The organism is Thermosynechococcus sp. GLH187, assembly GCF_031583395.1.
Lineage (GTDB): Bacteria > Cyanobacteriota > Cyanobacteriia > Thermosynechococcales > Thermosynechococcaceae > Thermosynechococcus.
On sequence record NZ_CP134175.1, the window covers coordinates 984,924 to 1,000,178 of the forward strand.

General features: G+C 54.6%; 11 protein-coding genes. 7 read left to right on the forward strand and 4 right to left on the reverse strand.

Annotation, left to right across the window (positions count from 1 at the left end):
- Nucleotides 1-12 precede the first annotated feature (12 nt).
- Nucleotides 13-750 carry a 7-carboxy-7-deazaguanine synthase QueE gene (locus tag RHI63_RS04630; protein ID WP_225901699.1) on the reverse strand — a complete coding sequence of 246 codons (738 nt, stop codon included), beginning with the start codon at nt 748-750 and terminating at the stop codon, nt 13-15.
- A gap of 156 nt (nt 751-906) precedes the next feature.
- Here RHI63_RS04630 and RHI63_RS04635 point away from each other — a divergent pair, with 156 nt between their 5' ends.
- From RHI63_RS04635 to coaE, 3 genes are all read left to right on the forward strand, one after another.
- A complete protein-coding gene (locus tag RHI63_RS04635; RefSeq protein WP_206201269.1) occupies nt 907-1,830 on the forward strand; it encodes a DUF928 domain-containing protein in 924 nt (307 codons plus the stop codon).
- A gap of 99 nt (nt 1,831-1,929) precedes the next feature.
- Nucleotides 1,930-2,493: an FxLYD domain-containing protein gene (locus tag RHI63_RS04640; protein WP_310821937.1), complete on the forward strand. Its 564-nt coding sequence runs from the start codon at nt 1,930-1,932 to the stop codon at nt 2,491-2,493.
- On the forward strand, nt 2,486-3,097 hold the full coding sequence (gene coaE / locus RHI63_RS04645) for a dephospho-CoA kinase (protein WP_310437874.1): 612 nt from the start codon (nt 2,486-2,488) through the stop codon (nt 3,095-3,097). The genes RHI63_RS04640 and coaE overlap by 8 nt, the downstream gene beginning before the upstream one ends.
- Here coaE and RHI63_RS04650 read toward each other — a convergent pair.
- The gene (locus RHI63_RS04650) at nt 3,068-5,260 is read right to left on the reverse strand and encodes an ATP-binding protein (RefSeq protein ID WP_206201272.1); all 2,193 of its coding nucleotides are present in this window, start codon (nt 5,258-5,260) and stop codon (nt 3,068-3,070) included. The genes coaE and RHI63_RS04650 overlap by 30 nt on opposite strands.
- Before the next feature lie 158 nt (nt 5,261-5,418).
- Between RHI63_RS04650 and cobN the strand changes: the two genes are divergently transcribed.
- Complete coding sequence (cobN, locus tag RHI63_RS04655) at nt 5,419-9,096, forward strand: cobaltochelatase subunit CobN (protein ID WP_310743457.1); 3,678 nt, start codon at nt 5,419-5,421, stop codon at nt 9,094-9,096.
- 10 nt (nt 9,097-9,106) lie between these two features.
- On the opposite strand, the gene RHI63_RS04660 is transcribed toward cobN, so the two are convergent.
- Both RHI63_RS04660 and RHI63_RS04665 read right to left on the reverse strand, forming a co-directional pair.
- Entirely contained in the window at nt 9,107-9,649 is a 543-nt protein-coding gene (locus RHI63_RS04660) for a biotin transporter BioY (protein ID WP_399382237.1), read from the reverse strand.
- A 74-nt stretch (nt 9,650-9,723) separates the two neighbouring features.
- The gene (locus tag RHI63_RS04665) at nt 9,724-10,098 is read right to left on the reverse strand and encodes an FHA domain-containing protein (RefSeq protein ID WP_206201274.1); all 375 of its coding nucleotides are present in this window, start codon (nt 10,096-10,098) and stop codon (nt 9,724-9,726) included.
- 318 nt (nt 10,099-10,416) lie between these two features.
- Between RHI63_RS04665 and RHI63_RS04670 the strand changes: the two genes are divergently transcribed.
- From RHI63_RS04670 to RHI63_RS04680, 3 genes are all read left to right on the forward strand, one after another.
- On the forward strand, nt 10,417-11,751 hold the full coding sequence (locus RHI63_RS04670) for an HlyD family efflux transporter periplasmic adaptor subunit (RefSeq protein ID WP_310801567.1): 1,335 nt from the start codon (nt 10,417-10,419) through the stop codon (nt 11,749-11,751).
- A gap of 163 nt (nt 11,752-11,914) precedes the next feature.
- Nucleotides 11,915-13,750 carry an NAD(P)H-quinone oxidoreductase subunit F gene (locus tag RHI63_RS04675; protein ID WP_310821940.1) on the forward strand — a complete coding sequence of 612 codons (1,836 nt, stop codon included), beginning with the start codon at nt 11,915-11,917 and terminating at the stop codon, nt 13,748-13,750.
- 27 nt (nt 13,751-13,777) lie between these two features.
- Complete coding sequence (locus tag RHI63_RS04680; protein ID WP_206201277.1) at nt 13,778-15,253, forward strand: NADH-quinone oxidoreductase subunit M; 1,476 nt, start codon at nt 13,778-13,780, stop codon at nt 15,251-15,253.
- The last annotated feature ends 2 nt before the right edge of the window (nt 15,254-15,255 follow it).

Here is a 15,255-nt window from a genome sequence, read left to right on the forward strand (position 1 = left end):
TAAAAAATACCCCTAGCGCTGGCCGAGATATTTATGGGTTTGGGGGACGACGCGCACTTGGGTCAGCTGTGCCTTCAATTGCGCTTGCCATCTGAGGAGTTGTTCCGGGGTGGGTGGGGGGGTACAGCGACCGGTACCTACGGGCGTTACAGGTTGGAGAAAGACCGGGATATGGGGATTGACGCTGGCCACAAGGGTAGCGAGGCGGTCTAAATCAGCAGGATCCGTTGTTTGGGAAATAATCACTTTGCAAAAGACCTCGACAGGGGCGCGATCGCACAGGCGCAAAAAGGCTTCATGGGCTGACCAATGGCACTCACCACTGACGCTGGGGAGCTTAATGTCCATGCCGACACTATCGAGATAGGGAAGAATTTGCTCCAGTGCTTCTGGATGGTGTCCGCCAGTTTCAAGGTAGAGGGGCAGGGAGCTATGGGCTTTGAGGAGGGGCAAAAATAGTGCCAGTGTTGCAGCATGGAGCAGCGGTTCGCCGCCGGTGAGACTAATACTGTCGTGGATGGGGGGAGTATTGAGCTGCTGTACGGCTTCGAGAATATGGGCGGCAGTGACGGGATTGGGTACGGTTTGAAAGTAGCGATCGCCCGCTTGTGCTTCAATTAGGGCATGGGGGGGAACAAACCATGTGTGGGCACTGTCACAATAGGTGCAGCGGAGATCACAACCCGCCAAGCGAATAAAAATTTGCCGACACCCCACATTAGCGCCTTCCCCTTGAATCGCTGAGAACATCTCCACCAAGGGAAGCGTGATCGGCGCAAGGGAGGAATGATTGCTCGTTTGCTGCTCTTTTACGGAAATCACAGGGGATGTGCAAGCCTGATCACAATCGGGTTTTCTTTCCGATAGTACCTTAAAGATAGTTAGCATGTTCAGTAGGTAAGTGCTATGTCTACCCACCGTTTTGGCCTTTCGTGGCTGCTTGTCGGTACCTTGGCAATGGGGATGGGTGCCCTGCCAGTTATTTTGCCATCGTTACCTGCTGTTGGCCAAACTTCCCCTAGCGAAGCCAGTGAGTTCGATCGCTACATGCAGCGGGGGTATCAACTCACCGCCAAACGCGACTATCCATCCGCCTTGGTGAATTTCCGCCGTGCCCTCAGTCTGCGCCCCGGTAACCGCTATGCCCTCACAGCGATTAGTAATGTCGAGGCCTATATTGCTCGCGATCGCTACGCTGCCCAATCGAGTAATCGTCTCACCTTTGTACCCTCAAATCGCGGCATGCCAGGGCAACGGATCGCAGGCGCCACCCGCTTTGGGGAATGTACCCAAGGCTCTCTGACAAAAATTGTTGCTCTTGTGCCCGATAACAACTTGGGGATGACCGCTGCGGCCAATCCCAGTCTCTTTTTCTTTGTTCCCCAAAGCACGGCCAAATCGGCGGAACTGATGCTGCTCTCAGAAGCTGGCGATCTGCTCCTCACCCAACAAGTGCCCCTGAATGGTAAAGCCGGCATTTTACCTGTGACAGTGGATGCCAGTAAGGCGAAGCTACAACCGGGGCAAAAATACCAGTGGATCTTCTCCCTCACCTGTAAGTCCAATGAACCCGATGCCAATCCCTTTGTGACGGGCTGGATTGAGCGGGCTGAGCTGGACAGCAACCTTGCCCAGGTAATTACCACCATGCCTCCGGCTGATCGCCTGCCCCTTTTGGCCACCAGTCAACTCTGGAACGATACCTTGGCAACCCTTGTGGAGTTGCAGCAAAGCAATCCCAATGACGCTGCCATCAAACAGCAGTGGCAAGATGTGCTCAAGAGTGCCGGTATTGATCCCCAAATTGTTAATATGCCGCTGTTGCGATAGCTGCCCCTGTGCCGATATTGAGGGCGGTTGGCTGACCCCAAACCCCACATCAAGTTGCAGTAGGATGGAGAGTAGGCTGCATTGACAGGAGCGTGCGCCATGCTAAAGATAACTCGATCGCCATTTCCCCTTTGGCTAACCAGTATTGTGCTTCTTGGAGCGATCGCCCCCCTCCCTGCCTTGGCACAGCGGGCTGCGGGCGACATTGTGATTATTGGCAACTCTCCCTATGAGTGGGGACGCAATCAACGCTACTGGAATCATTTGCTCAACCTTTCTGGCGCAACGGCAGCCGCTTCTACGCCAACACCATCAGAGACGCCCCAAGAAGTCGATCCCAAAGTGCTGGAACAACAGCTCCTACGCAATATCCGTGTGGGGCAGCCGCAGCTTCAACCTGTACTGAAGTTACCAGGCTCTTCAGTGGTGACCGGTACCGTGACGAACAATAACCGCCAACCGGTAACGATTCAATCCGTTAACTATGAGGTCGTGGGGCCTAATGGCCAAATTCTACAAACGGGTGCAGCGACGCCAGAACCGGCAACTGTCGATCCCGGTCAGACAGTGACCTATCAACAAATGCTCCCCACTGTGCCAGCGGATATTGGGGCACGGGTGCGCTTAATGCAGCCAGCGGTGCGGCTCCAAGGGGGTGTCTAGACCGCTTCGCCTCGGTATCACGGGGGGAATTGCCTGCGGTAAATCGGTGGTGGCTGCCTATTTGCAGCAGCAGTATGGTGTGCCTATTGTCGATGCCGACCAGTTAGCGCGGCAGGCGGTTGCCGTCGGAACGCCCATTTATCAAGCGATTCTCGATCGCTATGGTGTTGAGATTTGCCGTGATGATGGCAGCCTCGATCGCTCCCGTTTAGGGGAAATTGTCTTTGCCCAACCCCAAGAGCGCCACTGGCTAGAAGCGCAAATTCACCCTTGGGTTATTGCCCAGATGCAGCAAGCCATTCAAGCATGTGATCAGCCCCTGCTGACCCTCGTGATTCCCCTATTGTTCGAAGCCCACCTCGAAGGGTTAGTGGATCAGATTTGGGTCGTTGCCACCACAGCTGCACAGCAGTTAGCTCGCCTTCAGCAGCGGGATGGTCTCTCTGAAAGTGCCGCCGCCCTGCGCCTAGCCAGTCAACTTCCCCTAGAAGAGAAAATTCGACGAGCAGACACCGTTCTTTGGAATACAAGTGGTCTTCAAGAACTCTACCGTCAAGTGGATCAAGCCTTTTCCCTACTGGGCAGGGATCGCAAGGGAAGTTAGCCCCATCGTTACCTGTTGCAGAAAACTTTCTGGATGAATGGGCAGAGAAATGTGGCGATCGGCCCCCCGATAAGGGCGCTCTGATCCCAAAATAAAAATCTTCAGTTGCTCAGGGGTACAGCGTTGTCGCAATTGATCTACAAGCTCCTGCAAATCCCCAGAGCTAAAGGGTTCTGCCAAAAGAACGGCAATGGGCGTCAGGGCTAGCAACCGTTCCACTTCACCATCGACGAGCCAAATCACTTGGTAACCCGCTGTGGTTAAAATCGAGCAGATGAGGGTGGCTGTGGCTTCCTCTTCACTGACAAGCACAATTCGCCCCTCCGGTTCGACCAGTACATCCGTTGTGGCGAGGGGCGGCACATCCAATTTGACTTTGGTCGGCTCCAAGAGGGTGTCCGTAGAGGTTGCAGGTAAGCCAACGGTGAAGGTGCTGCCTTTGCCTTCAGTGGACTCAACTTCAATCCAGCCATTGTGCAGATCCACCCATTGCTTGGTGAGGGCTAAGCCGAGACCAGCGCCGGTATAGGCACGGCCAAAGGAGCTATCCAACTGCTGAAACTTCTGAAAGAGCAAGGGTTGCAGGTGCGCAGGGATGCCGATGCCATTGTCCTGCACTTGGAAAATCAGTTCATCCTCTTTCCACCATGCCCGCAGAATCACTTCCCCCATCGCAGGCGTGAACTTAATGGCATTACTGAGCAGGTTAATGAGAATTTGCTGGATGCGGCGGTAGTCTCCCCAAAAGCGATCGCGACTTGGCGGGATCATCAGTTGATGCTGCAAGTGAATTTGATGGCGCTGGGCTTGGGATTTGACCACTTCGAGGCAGTCGGTACAGAGTTGCCGAATCGAAAAGGCACTGTAATGCAGCCGCGATCGCCCCAATTCCGCTTGGGAGAGATCAAGAATGCTGTTAATTAACTCCAGCAGGTGCGTGCCACTCTCATGGATAATTTCCAAATACTCCCGCTGTTTTTCCGTTAGCGGACCGAGGGGCCAGCGCAAGAGGGTGGCCGAAACCCCAATCACACAGGTGAGGGGCGTGCGCAACTCATGACTCATGGTGGCCAAAAAGTCATTCTTAATCCGATGAGCGGCTTCCATGGCACTCAGGGCTTCCCGCAGGGCTTGGGTGCGTTCATTCACGCGCTGTTCAAGGGTAGCCTTTTGCTGTTGCAGCTCGCTGTAGAGTTGCGCTTGGTAAATGGCAATACTCAGGTGTTGACTCAAATGGGTCAAAAACTCAACTTCTTGGGGTTGCCATTGGCGGGGGCGATCGCACTGGTGGGCAATGAGCACTCCCCAAAGTTTTTCTTGAACAATGATTGGCACAATTAGCCAGGCCTTGATCTGCCAGCGGACGGCAAAGGCCTGTAGGCAGGGAACCTCTTGATAAAATTCGTCAATGTCACTGACTGTGATGGTTTGGCCACGACTGAGACGCTGATAGCTACTGCTGGGTAGGGCAGACCACTGCCAGCAGTCATCCCAGAGCCCAAGAACCGACGGAATTCCGCCATGGCGGCAAGATTCGTAGGCAATTTGCCCCTGCAATTGACCAGTAGAATTGTAAAACTGTCCCACCAGTAGCCGATCGGCACCTAAAAATTCGCGAATCCGATCCACTGCCATCTTCAACAGTTCTGGTAGCTCCAGACTTTGGCGAATTTGGGTGGTGACCTGATGCAGCAGGCGCTCTTTGGCCTGTCGTTCGCTCAAGGCAGCAGTGACAAGGGGGGCACAATTTTGACACTGCTGAGCCATGTCTTCGCTGAGCACATTCATCAGCGAAAGGGCCAAGTCGGCGGGCAACGTTTGGTCTTTGGCGGTCAAGGGAATCAACTGCTGCAAAACTGAGCGGATCAGGGAACGCTGGCCTAGGGGTGTCTGGCTGCGAATTTTGCGCAGAAAGCGAGCGATCGCCACCGGCTCAGTGAGGATTTTTACCCGATAGGCACTCATCTGCGGTACGGTTTCTGCCTGCAACAGCAGCGCAAAGGTCTCTGCTACGACGACGAGAAAAGGGGCATCGGCAGACGCTATCACCTCTTCACGGGTAAGGACAGTTGCGCCGCGATGGCTAGCTTCTGCGAGCAGGACTGTGGCGATTCGCTCGTAGAAAAATGCTGGTAAAATTCGATCAAAGACGGGCTGGCGCATAGTTTTTGAAGTTCAATCCTTGATCGGTTCATCACAGAAAGTGGCATTGCCATGCGGGTTGCGATCGCTAGAGGCTTTTCCCATTAATTTCTGTTGTAGCGGCTCAAGGGGGACAGGGGGGAAAACCCACCAGTTTCTTTAATGATTGTTGTCAACGCATGCATCGAATTCTTACATTAAATGATCTGACTGTTGCCACAGATAACAGCGATGTTGCATTTCTACAGCAAAGCAGTGCTCCCGTTATTATTTTAACGGCAGCGGATACGGATATTGCCCTGCTGGCTCAAGCCTACAAGCAGCTACCCGAGAACTTTCCCCCTCTACGCTTGGCGAATTTACTGCATTTACAAGCAGCAGCAGCCATTGATGACTATGGCGATCGCGTCCTAGCCAAGGCCGACGTGGTCGTGATTCGCCTCTTGGGGGGACGGGGCTATTGGAGCTATGGCCTAGAGGTGGCGCAGCAAATGGTCAGCGATCGCGGTGGGCAGTTGATCTTATTGCCGGGGGACGATCGCCCCGACTTAGAACTCATGAGCCTCTCCAGTTGGCCGCTGGCCCAAGTTGATCGCCTCTGGCAATACTTCCGCGAGGGCGGACAGGAAAATATTCAGCGTGCCCTAGAGTTCATTGGCCACTACGGTTGCGGTTGGGGTCAGCCCCCCCCACCCCCCCAAAGGATTCCCCGCTGGGGCAGCTATCCGATTGCGGGGCAGATAGCCAGCGACTGGCCGCAGGTGGGGATTCTCTTTTACCGTGCCCATTACTTAGCGGGCAATACGGCGGTGATGGATGCCCTCGCTCAGGCCTTGCTGCAGCGGCAATTGGCACCTGTCCCCCTGTTTGTCTCCTCGCTGCAAGATCTAGACATTCAACGGGAACTGCTGGCGGCATGGCGGGGCAAGGTGGAATTGATTCTCAATACGACGGGGTTCGCGATCGCCAAGCCCAAGGAGGTCAACTTTTGGCAGCAATTGGATGTCCCCGTGCTACAGGTCATTCTCAGCAGCAGCACCCACGAGACTTGGCAACACCATCCCCAAGGACTGACGCCCCGCGACCTTGCCATGCACGTCGTCCTGCCGGAGGTGGATGGCCGCATCATTACCCGTGCGGTGTCCTTTAAGGCGGTGTCGCAAATTCAAACAGATGTGGAAACCACCGTGACCACCTATGCCCCGGTGGGCGATCGCCTGCACTGGGTCAGTGATCTGGCAGCCAACTGGCTGAAACTGCGCCACAAAGCCCCCCATGAGCGCCGCATTGCCCTGATTTTAGCCAACTATCCCTGCCGCGATGGTCGTCTTGCCAATGGCGTCGGTCTCGACACCCCCAACAGTACGGTAGCACTCCTGAAGGCATTGCAGCAGGCTGGCTATGATCTGGGTACTGACCCGTTGCCCAAGGATGGCGATGCCCTGATCCACCACCTCAGCCGCTACCGCACCAACGACCCCGAAGGCAATCACTGGCGGCAGCCCCGCTACACCCTTCCCCTTGAGGCCTACCAGCACTATTTTCAGAACCTACCAAGGGCAGTACAGGCGGCCATTAACGAACGCTGGCCGTCGCCCACCACAGACCTCCCCATTGCTGGTGACTGTTGGGGCAACATTTTTGTCGGTGTCCAACCCAGTCGGGGCTACGATCGCGACCCCAGTTTGAATTACCATGCCCCCGATTTGGAACCCACCCCAGCGTATCTCGCCTTTTACTTTTGGCTGCGCCATGTTTTTGGGGTGGATGCGATTGTCCATGTCGGCAAGCACGGCAATCTAGAATGGCTCCCTGGCAAAGGCATTGCCCTCAGTGACACCTGTTTTCCCGAAATTGCCCTTGGCCCTGTCCCCCACTTTTACCCCTTCATTGTCAACGATCCCGGTGAAGGTGCCCAAGCCAAACGCCGTGCTCAAGCAGTGATTTTGGATCATCTGACCCCCCCCCTCACCCGTGCTGAGCTGTACGGCGGTCTAGAGACCCTCAGCCACTACATTGAGGAATACTACGCCGCTGAGCAGTTCGATCGCTCCCGTTTGAGTGTGCTGCGGCAGCAGATTGAAGCCCTCGTCAAAGAACTCGATCTCGATCAAGAAATTGGTGCCCCTAATCCTGAAGAAACTTGGACGGCGTGGCTAGCGCGCACCGATGGCTACCTCTGTGATCTGCGGGATGCCCAGATTCGCGATGGCCTGCATATTCTTGGCCAATGCCCCCAGGGACGGCAGTTGCGAGATCTGATGGTGGCGATCGCCCGCAGTCCCAGTGGCCAGCACATGGGTCTCACTCGTGCCTTAGCAAAGGATCAAGGGGTTGATTTAGATCCCCTGACCGCTAACCCAACCGATCCAAGTCCTGTACCTGGATACCGTTCCGTTGGTGAGTGGCAGCATGCCCTCGAGGAAACCGCGGCAAAACTGGTGGAGGACTTACTGAAGGGCACCCCTGATCTCCCCTGTGGCCGTGCAACTCAGCAGGTACTGGATTGGATTCGTACGGTGCTCTACCCTGCCCTGCAACAGACCCGCCAAGAAATTGACCACTTTCTCCATGGCCTCAATGGCGGCTATGTTCCCAGTGGCGCTGCCGGTGCCCCCAGTCGTGGTCGTCCGGATGTCCTACCCACCGGACGGAATTTCTATGCAGTGGATTTGCGAGCGGTACCGACGGAAGCTGCTTGGGCATTGGCGGAGCGATCGGCGGCAGCCCTCATCGAACGCTATTGTCAAGAGCAGGGAGAATTTCCCCGTACCCTAGGTCTTTCGGTATGGGGCACCGCAACCATGCGCACCGGGGGCGACGATATTGCCCAAGCCCTTGCCCTGTTGGGGGTTCGTCCTGTCTGGGAGGGCGCCTCGCGGCGGGTGGTGGATTTGGAGGTGATTCCCCTGTCGCTGTTGGGACGACCGCGTGTGGATGTCATGCTGCGGATTTCTGGCTTTTTCCGCGATGCCTTTCCCAACCTGATTGCTCTTTTTGATGAAGCGGTGCAGCGGGTGAGCCAGTTGGATGAACCCGCGGATCAAAATCCCTTGGCAGCCCAAGTGGCCAAAGAAACGGCCTATTGGCAACAGCAGGGTCTCTCCCTGAATCAAGCTCAGGAACGGGCACGCTTTCGCATCTTTGGTTCCAAGCCCGGTGCCTATGGGGCGGGACTCCAAGGACTGATCGAAGCCCAAAACTGGCAGGGGGATGACGATCTTGCCCGCGCCTATATTCACTGGAGTAGCTATGCCTACACCGGCGAAGCCCACAGCCACAATGCAGCGGAAGCCCTAGAGCAGCGGCTGAGTCAATTGCAAGTGGTGCTGCAAAACCAAGACAACCGCGAGCATGATCTATTGGACTCCGATGATTATTACCAGTTTCAGGGGGGCTTGACCGTTGCCGTGCGATCGCGATCGGGGCAGCAGCCCACGGTTTACTTTGGCGATCACTCACGGCCAGAGCAGCCGAAAATTCGCACCCTCCAAGAGGAACTGCTGCGAGTCTATCGCTCCCGCGTCATTAATCCCAAATGGCTAGCCGGCATCAAGCGCCATGGCTACAAAGGTGCCTTTGAAATGGCCGCCACAGTGGATTATCTCTTTGGCTATGCCGCTACGGCTCGCTGTGTGCCCGATTATGTGTTTACAGGCATTGCTCAGACCTATTTGCTTGATAGCGAAATGCAAGCCTTTGTGGCGCAGCATAATCCTTGGGCACTGCGGGACATGGCCGAGCGACTCCTCGAAGCTGCCCAGCGTCAACTGTGGCAAGCACCGGATCCGCAGATCCTAGACCGCCTGCGAGCGATCGCCCTAGAGGCCGAAGGTTTAATTGAAGGCAAATTTTAATGGTTTAGCTTTAATACAGCAAAATCAAGCGCAATACCCGCGCGATCGCTGCCACCAAGCAGACAATCACCAACTGCCCTGGCAAGGCAAAAAGCGAATACTGCTCTAGTAGCTCCACCAAGGGTTGACTCAACTGCCCTGCAAGAGCCAGACCACTGAGGTAGAGGGCACCGCAGATATGAATGAGCACCAGTCCCGCTAGGCCACTCAAAGCAAGCCATTCTAAACTCACTCGCTTTTGGGGGCGAAAAGCCAGCCAACCACAGACCCAAGCCCCCGGCACAAAACCCAAGAGGTAACCGAATGTCGGTTCACGCCAGTAGTCCAGACCGCCCCCTTGGGAAAACACCTGAAACCCGCTGAGACCCAGAATCAGATAAGCCACCTGAGAGAGGGCGGCGGCTTGCCGTCCCCCCATGCAGCCCACTAGAAGAACCGCCGCAACTTGATAGGAGACGGGTAACCCATACACGGGAACGGCGGCCCATGAACTGGGCAAAACAAATTGCCCTTCCTCATTGAGGAGGTTGGGGAGGGCGATCGCCGCCTCCATGAAGGTTCCAGCCACTGTCAGCAGGAGGCCTAAAATGGCCCACAAAAATTCATCGAGGGGTGACAGGTTGGTTCTCAAGAGCACTGCAACACATTAGGCGGGACAGACGGGGTCGGACTTGTATAGTGAAACGCGAGATCCGTATCCCCCATCATAATAAGGTCTCCATGGTATAAGACTCGCTCCTCCGACAGGGGTGTACCGTTAATTAATGTGCCATTGCGACTATTGTTGTCACGGATCAGGTACACTAGGGCATTGCCCCGAGGGCGTAGTTCAATAGTTGCCTGATGTCGGGAAATATAGGGGTCGTGAATAATAATGTCACAGTCGCTGGCGCGGCCAATTTTCCAGAACGCCTTTCCTGCGAGGTGATACTTGCCGACCACCGTACCTTGGGAGCGCACAATTAGCCATGCTTGTTTGTCAACGTCTGGAAGGTGGGTCATAGGGGTCTGCCACGGATACTTTTATCATACGTACTCTATCCATACTTTTGGGGCGGGCTAAGGCTCTGAAAACCTGTGGTAATCCAAGATTGGATGTCTTTAATTAGGTAATTTTCGGATGTCAGCTTCAGTAGTTGTACGGATAACAAAAGGTTAGTGAGTATGTTTAGATGAAGCTAGTAAAAAAATATTCAAGACTCTTTAAGGTTCAATTGTGAGGGAAACATGAGGCGTTTTTAGCACAAAGCTTTTACCTGTCAATTATGCAAAATAGCTGGGCGATTTTATTCACTTTAATTGACTTGTTGTGAGTTTTCTATGAAAAAGCCAGCTTCAGATTCTGCATCTAGTTTAAGCCAAGTCTCCCCTTTGACGGAGATTAAAAATCAGGTTGTACCGACTCAGCAACTGAAGCTACGGCGATCGCTCCTTGCCAATTTGTTAGTGTTCGCAGCCGGGTGTGGCATCCTTGCCTTTGCAGGGGTGTTTCTCTACCAACATTTGACAACGGTTCGCAGTCGTGATGCGGTCATTAATGGCGTCATTGTGAATGTGCGGGCTCCGGAGGAAGGAACCCTCCAGCAACTGAGGGCAAAGGTGGGGCAATTTATCAAGCCAGCGGAGGAGACGCCCCTAGCCGTGCTAGAAAATGACTACCTTAGCCAAGGCGACCTCAAGGAAGTTGAAAAATGGCTCGAACGGCGGCAGGGTGAACTAGAAGCCGCTCAGGCAAAACTGGCTCAGTTGCAGGGACTCCTCGCCTCTGCCCAAGGGGATGAACGCCATCAACAGCTGCTTGAGGTGAAACAAACCAATCGCCAAGTGGCGGCTGCCCAAGCGGAACTAGGGGCTGCTAGAGCGAATCTGGCTGATGCCAAGGCACGCTATCAACTCGCAAAAATTAACTACCAGCGCTTTAGCCAGTTGGCGCAGCAGGGAGCGGTACCCCAAGCCCAAGCAGATGCGGCTCTAACGGAATTGCAGCAAAGCCAAGCGCAAGTGGCTGCTCGCCAACGGGAAGTGGAGGCTGCCGCTGATAGGGTAGAGGCGCTCAAGGCCGATGCCCGTGCCGCTGAATTGGGACTGACCCTGCGCAACACTCGCAGTAATTATGACCCCCGCCTGCGGCTTCAGGAGCTAAAAATTCAGATTAGCGAACAGCAGGCGATCGTCCAAGGGCTGAAACGGGAAATTGCGGCTCAACAGCGACAGGTTGCCCAAGCCCGGCAGGAGGTTGCTCAGCGCAAGGTGGTGAAGGTAACGGCTCCCATTGCCGGCTATGTCTGGCGGGTGGATGCCCGTCCGGGGATGTTTCTCGGCAAAGGGGATCAAATTTTGCAGTTATTGGATTGTCAACGGCGCTGGATTGATGTGTTTGTAGAGGAACAGTCCCTGCGGCTAATCCACCCCGGTACCAAGGCCAAAATTGAACTCTATGGCAGCAAAGGCAAGGTGGTTTGGGGCACAGTCACCAACATTCGCTCTGGCTTGGGTCGCCTCAACCCCGGCGACGATCAGGTCATTCCCATTCCCGAAAACTATCCACGTCAAAGCCAAGTGCGCGTTGAATTAGACGCTGATCAAGACTGGGGCGAAGGCAATTTCTGTTATGTGGGCTACACCGCACGAGTGACCTTTCAAATTTCCCCCTAAGCTTTTATAGCTATCCTAAACAATGCTCAATCCTTCATAGTTGCCTTTTATCTGGGCAATAAGGGATATTGATGCAACTTTATTCTTGACCCTGTGAAGTGCAGTACCGTTCATAGATAAGATTAAATCTAATTAGTCTTGTCCATAGGCATAAGCGGGGTTTATGTTGCAATCATTTGCGGACACAGTATGGCTCATTCCCTTTTACTCGCTGGCGGGAATGGTGCTGTCCTTGATTTGGTCACCGGGGATTACTCGGAAAACGGGACCTCGTCCAGCGGGCTATTTGAATCTCTTGCTCACGTTTTTCTCCTTTGTTCATGCACTGTTGGCCACGGTGGCGATCGCCAACCAGCCGCCGCAGTCTTTGCACTGGACGTGGCTTGATGTTGCAGGCCTGCACTTTGACGTTCCCGTTGAAATTTCGATTTTGACGACCACTGCCCTGATGCTGATCACGGGCTTGAACCTCATGGCTCAGGTCTTTGCGATCGGCTACATGGAGATGGATTGGGGCTGGGCGCGCTTTTTTGCCCTATTGGCTCTGTTTGAAGGGGGGATGGGGGCGCTGGTGCTGCTGGATTCTCTGTTTTTTAACTATGTCATGCTCGAAATTCTGACCCTAGCGACCTATTTGCTCATTGGCTTCTGGTTTAACCAACCGCTGGTGGTGACCGGTGCCCGCGATGCCTTCCTCACCAAGCGGGTGGGAGACTTGGTGCTGCTGATGGGGGTGTTGGCGATTTATCCCCTTGCTGGCTCTTGGAACTACGACGATTTAGCGGCTTGGGCAGCTACGGCTCAGGTGGATCCCACCCTCATTACCCTAATTTGTTTGGCGCTGATTGCTGGGCCAATGGGGAAATGTGCCCAATTCCCATTGCACCTGTGGTTGGATGAAGCGATGGAAGGGCCGATTCCCGCTTCGATTCTCCGGAATGCCATTGTTGTAGCCACGGGGGCATGGGTACTCGTTAAGCTAACCCCTGTCCTGACTCTTTCCCCTGTGGCTCTGACGGCGCTGTTGGTGATTGGTAGCGTCACTGCCTTGGGGGGAACCCTGATTGCCATTGCCCAGGTGGACATTAAACGCGCCCTCTCCTATTTGGTGAGTGCCTACATGGGCTGGGTGTTTATTGCCGTTGGTCTCAAGGAGCCGGGCTTAGCCTTTGTCTTTATCCTCACCTACGGCGTGGCCATGGCACTGCTGATGATGAGCATTGGCAGCATTATTTGGAATAGCATTACCCAAGATCTGCGCCTATTGGGCGGGCTGTGGTCGCGGCGCCCCATTTCCGGTATTTCGTTTCTCGTTGGTTCTGCAGGGTTGCTGGCGGTTCCCCCCTTGGCCAGCTTTTTCCCACAGGCAGAATTGCTGGATACGGCCTTTGCCCAACTGCCTTGGGTGGGGGTGGTGCTTCTATTGATGAATGCGTTTGCTGCCTTTAGTCTTGGTCGCACGTTCTGCCTGATTTGGGGCGGTGAGGTCAAACCAATGACGGCGCGATCGCCCGAGGTCTTTTGGCCGATGATTTTGCCGATGACCGTTGATCTGGGTCTGGTGCTGCACTTGCCCATTCTCATGGGGCGCTTTGATTGGGTGATTTGGACAGATCCTTCCCTAACCACAGCAGCTGCCCTGACGGTAACCGCTATCTTGGGCTGGGGAGCAGCCGCATGGGTCTATCTCGGCAAAGCCATTCCCAAGCCGGTGCAGTTTCCGCTACCGTCGGTACAGGATCTGCTGGCCTACGATTTCTATACGCCCAAGCTCTACAAAGCCACAGTGGTGGGAGCAGTGGATATGATTTCCCGCATGACTGCTTGGTTTGATCGCACGTTGGTGGATGGCACTGGCAATGCCTTTGGCGGAGCAACCCTCCTAGGGGGCGATCGCCTGAAGTACAGTACAACGGGTCAATCCCAAGCCTATATCCTCACCATTTTGATGGGGGTCGCCCTTCTGGTGATTGCCATTTGTTGGCCACTGCTGGCTTAGTGCTCCATTCCTTGAGGTTCTTGCCCTATGCTGACGCTGTTAATTGTTTTGCCTGTCATCGGTGCGCTGCTGATGCCGCTGCTGCCAGAACGAGCCTTGCGTTCGGTTGCTTTGGTGAGCGCTGGTGTCACCTTTGCCCTGTCCCTCTGGATGCTGACGCAGTTTGATGTCCAGCAGACCGCACTACAATTTACGGAATTTGTGCCGTGGCTGTCGCCCTTGGGATTGAACTATTCCCTTGGTGTGGATGGGTTGTCCCTCCCGCTGATTGTCTTGGGAACGTTCTTAACCCTTGTGGTTGTGTTCACGGGTGAAAAAAGTGGCCATCGGCTCTTCTATGCCCTTGTTCTTTTGGCCAATGCGGGAATTACCGGGGCGTTCGCAGCACAAAATCTGCTGCTGTTCATTCTCTTTTACGAAGTTGAGTTGGTGCCCTTTTACCTGTTGATTTTGATCTGGGGCGGGCAGCGTCGCGAGCAGGCAGCGATCAAGTTTCTGATCTATACGGCAGTCTCAGGAATTCTCGTGCTAGCTGCCTTTTTGGGGATGGGCTGGCTCACCCACGCTCCTAGCTTTGACTATCAAGATATTCAGGTTGCTGGCTTGGCACCGACGACCCAAGGGATTCTGCTGCTGCTGTTGATCCTAGGTTTTGGCATCAAAATGCCCTTGGTGCCCCTCCACAGTTGGTTGCCCGATGCCTATGTGGAAGCCTCAATGCCAACCGCCATTCTCCTTGGGGGGATCCTAGCTAAGCTGGGTGCCTATGGCCTAGTGCGGTTTGCCTTAGGCTGTTTTCCAGAGGCTTGGGGGCAGTTTTCTGGCCTGCTGGCCCTTGTGGCGGCTCTTGGCATTAGCTATGGAGCACTGGCTGCGATCGCCCAAAAGGACATTAAACGCATGGTGGCCTATAGCTCCATTGGTCACATGAGCTACGTATTGTTGGCGGCAGCAGCCCATACCCACCTCAGCATCGTCGGCGCCATTGCCCAAATGATTAGCCATGGCCTGATTTTGGCATTGCTGTTCTATTTGGTTGGCGTCATTGAAACGAAAGTTGGCACCCGCGAACTCAATGTGCTCAATGGCTTGCTCAATCCTCTGCGGGGGTTACCGACCACCAGTGCTCTCCTCATTTTGGGGGGGATGGCCAGTGCCGGTATTCCAGGATTAGTGGGGTTTGTGGCGGAATTTTTAATCTTCCAAGGCAGCTATGGTACCTTCCCGATGCCAACTCTAATTGCGGTGGTGGGCACCGGCCTCACGGCTGTTTATTTTGTAATTTTGATTAACCGCACCTGCTTTGGTCGTCTTGACAATGCCACTGCCTACTACCCACGGGTGGTTTGGTCAGAGAAGTTCCCCGCTATGGTACTGACACTGCTGATTCTGGTTCTGGGCATCCAACCAACATGGCTGGTGCGTTGGAGTGAAACCACCAGTGCGCAGCTGGTTGCCGCCATCCCCACTGCCACCGAAACCGTTGCCAGTTTACCCCTATAGCT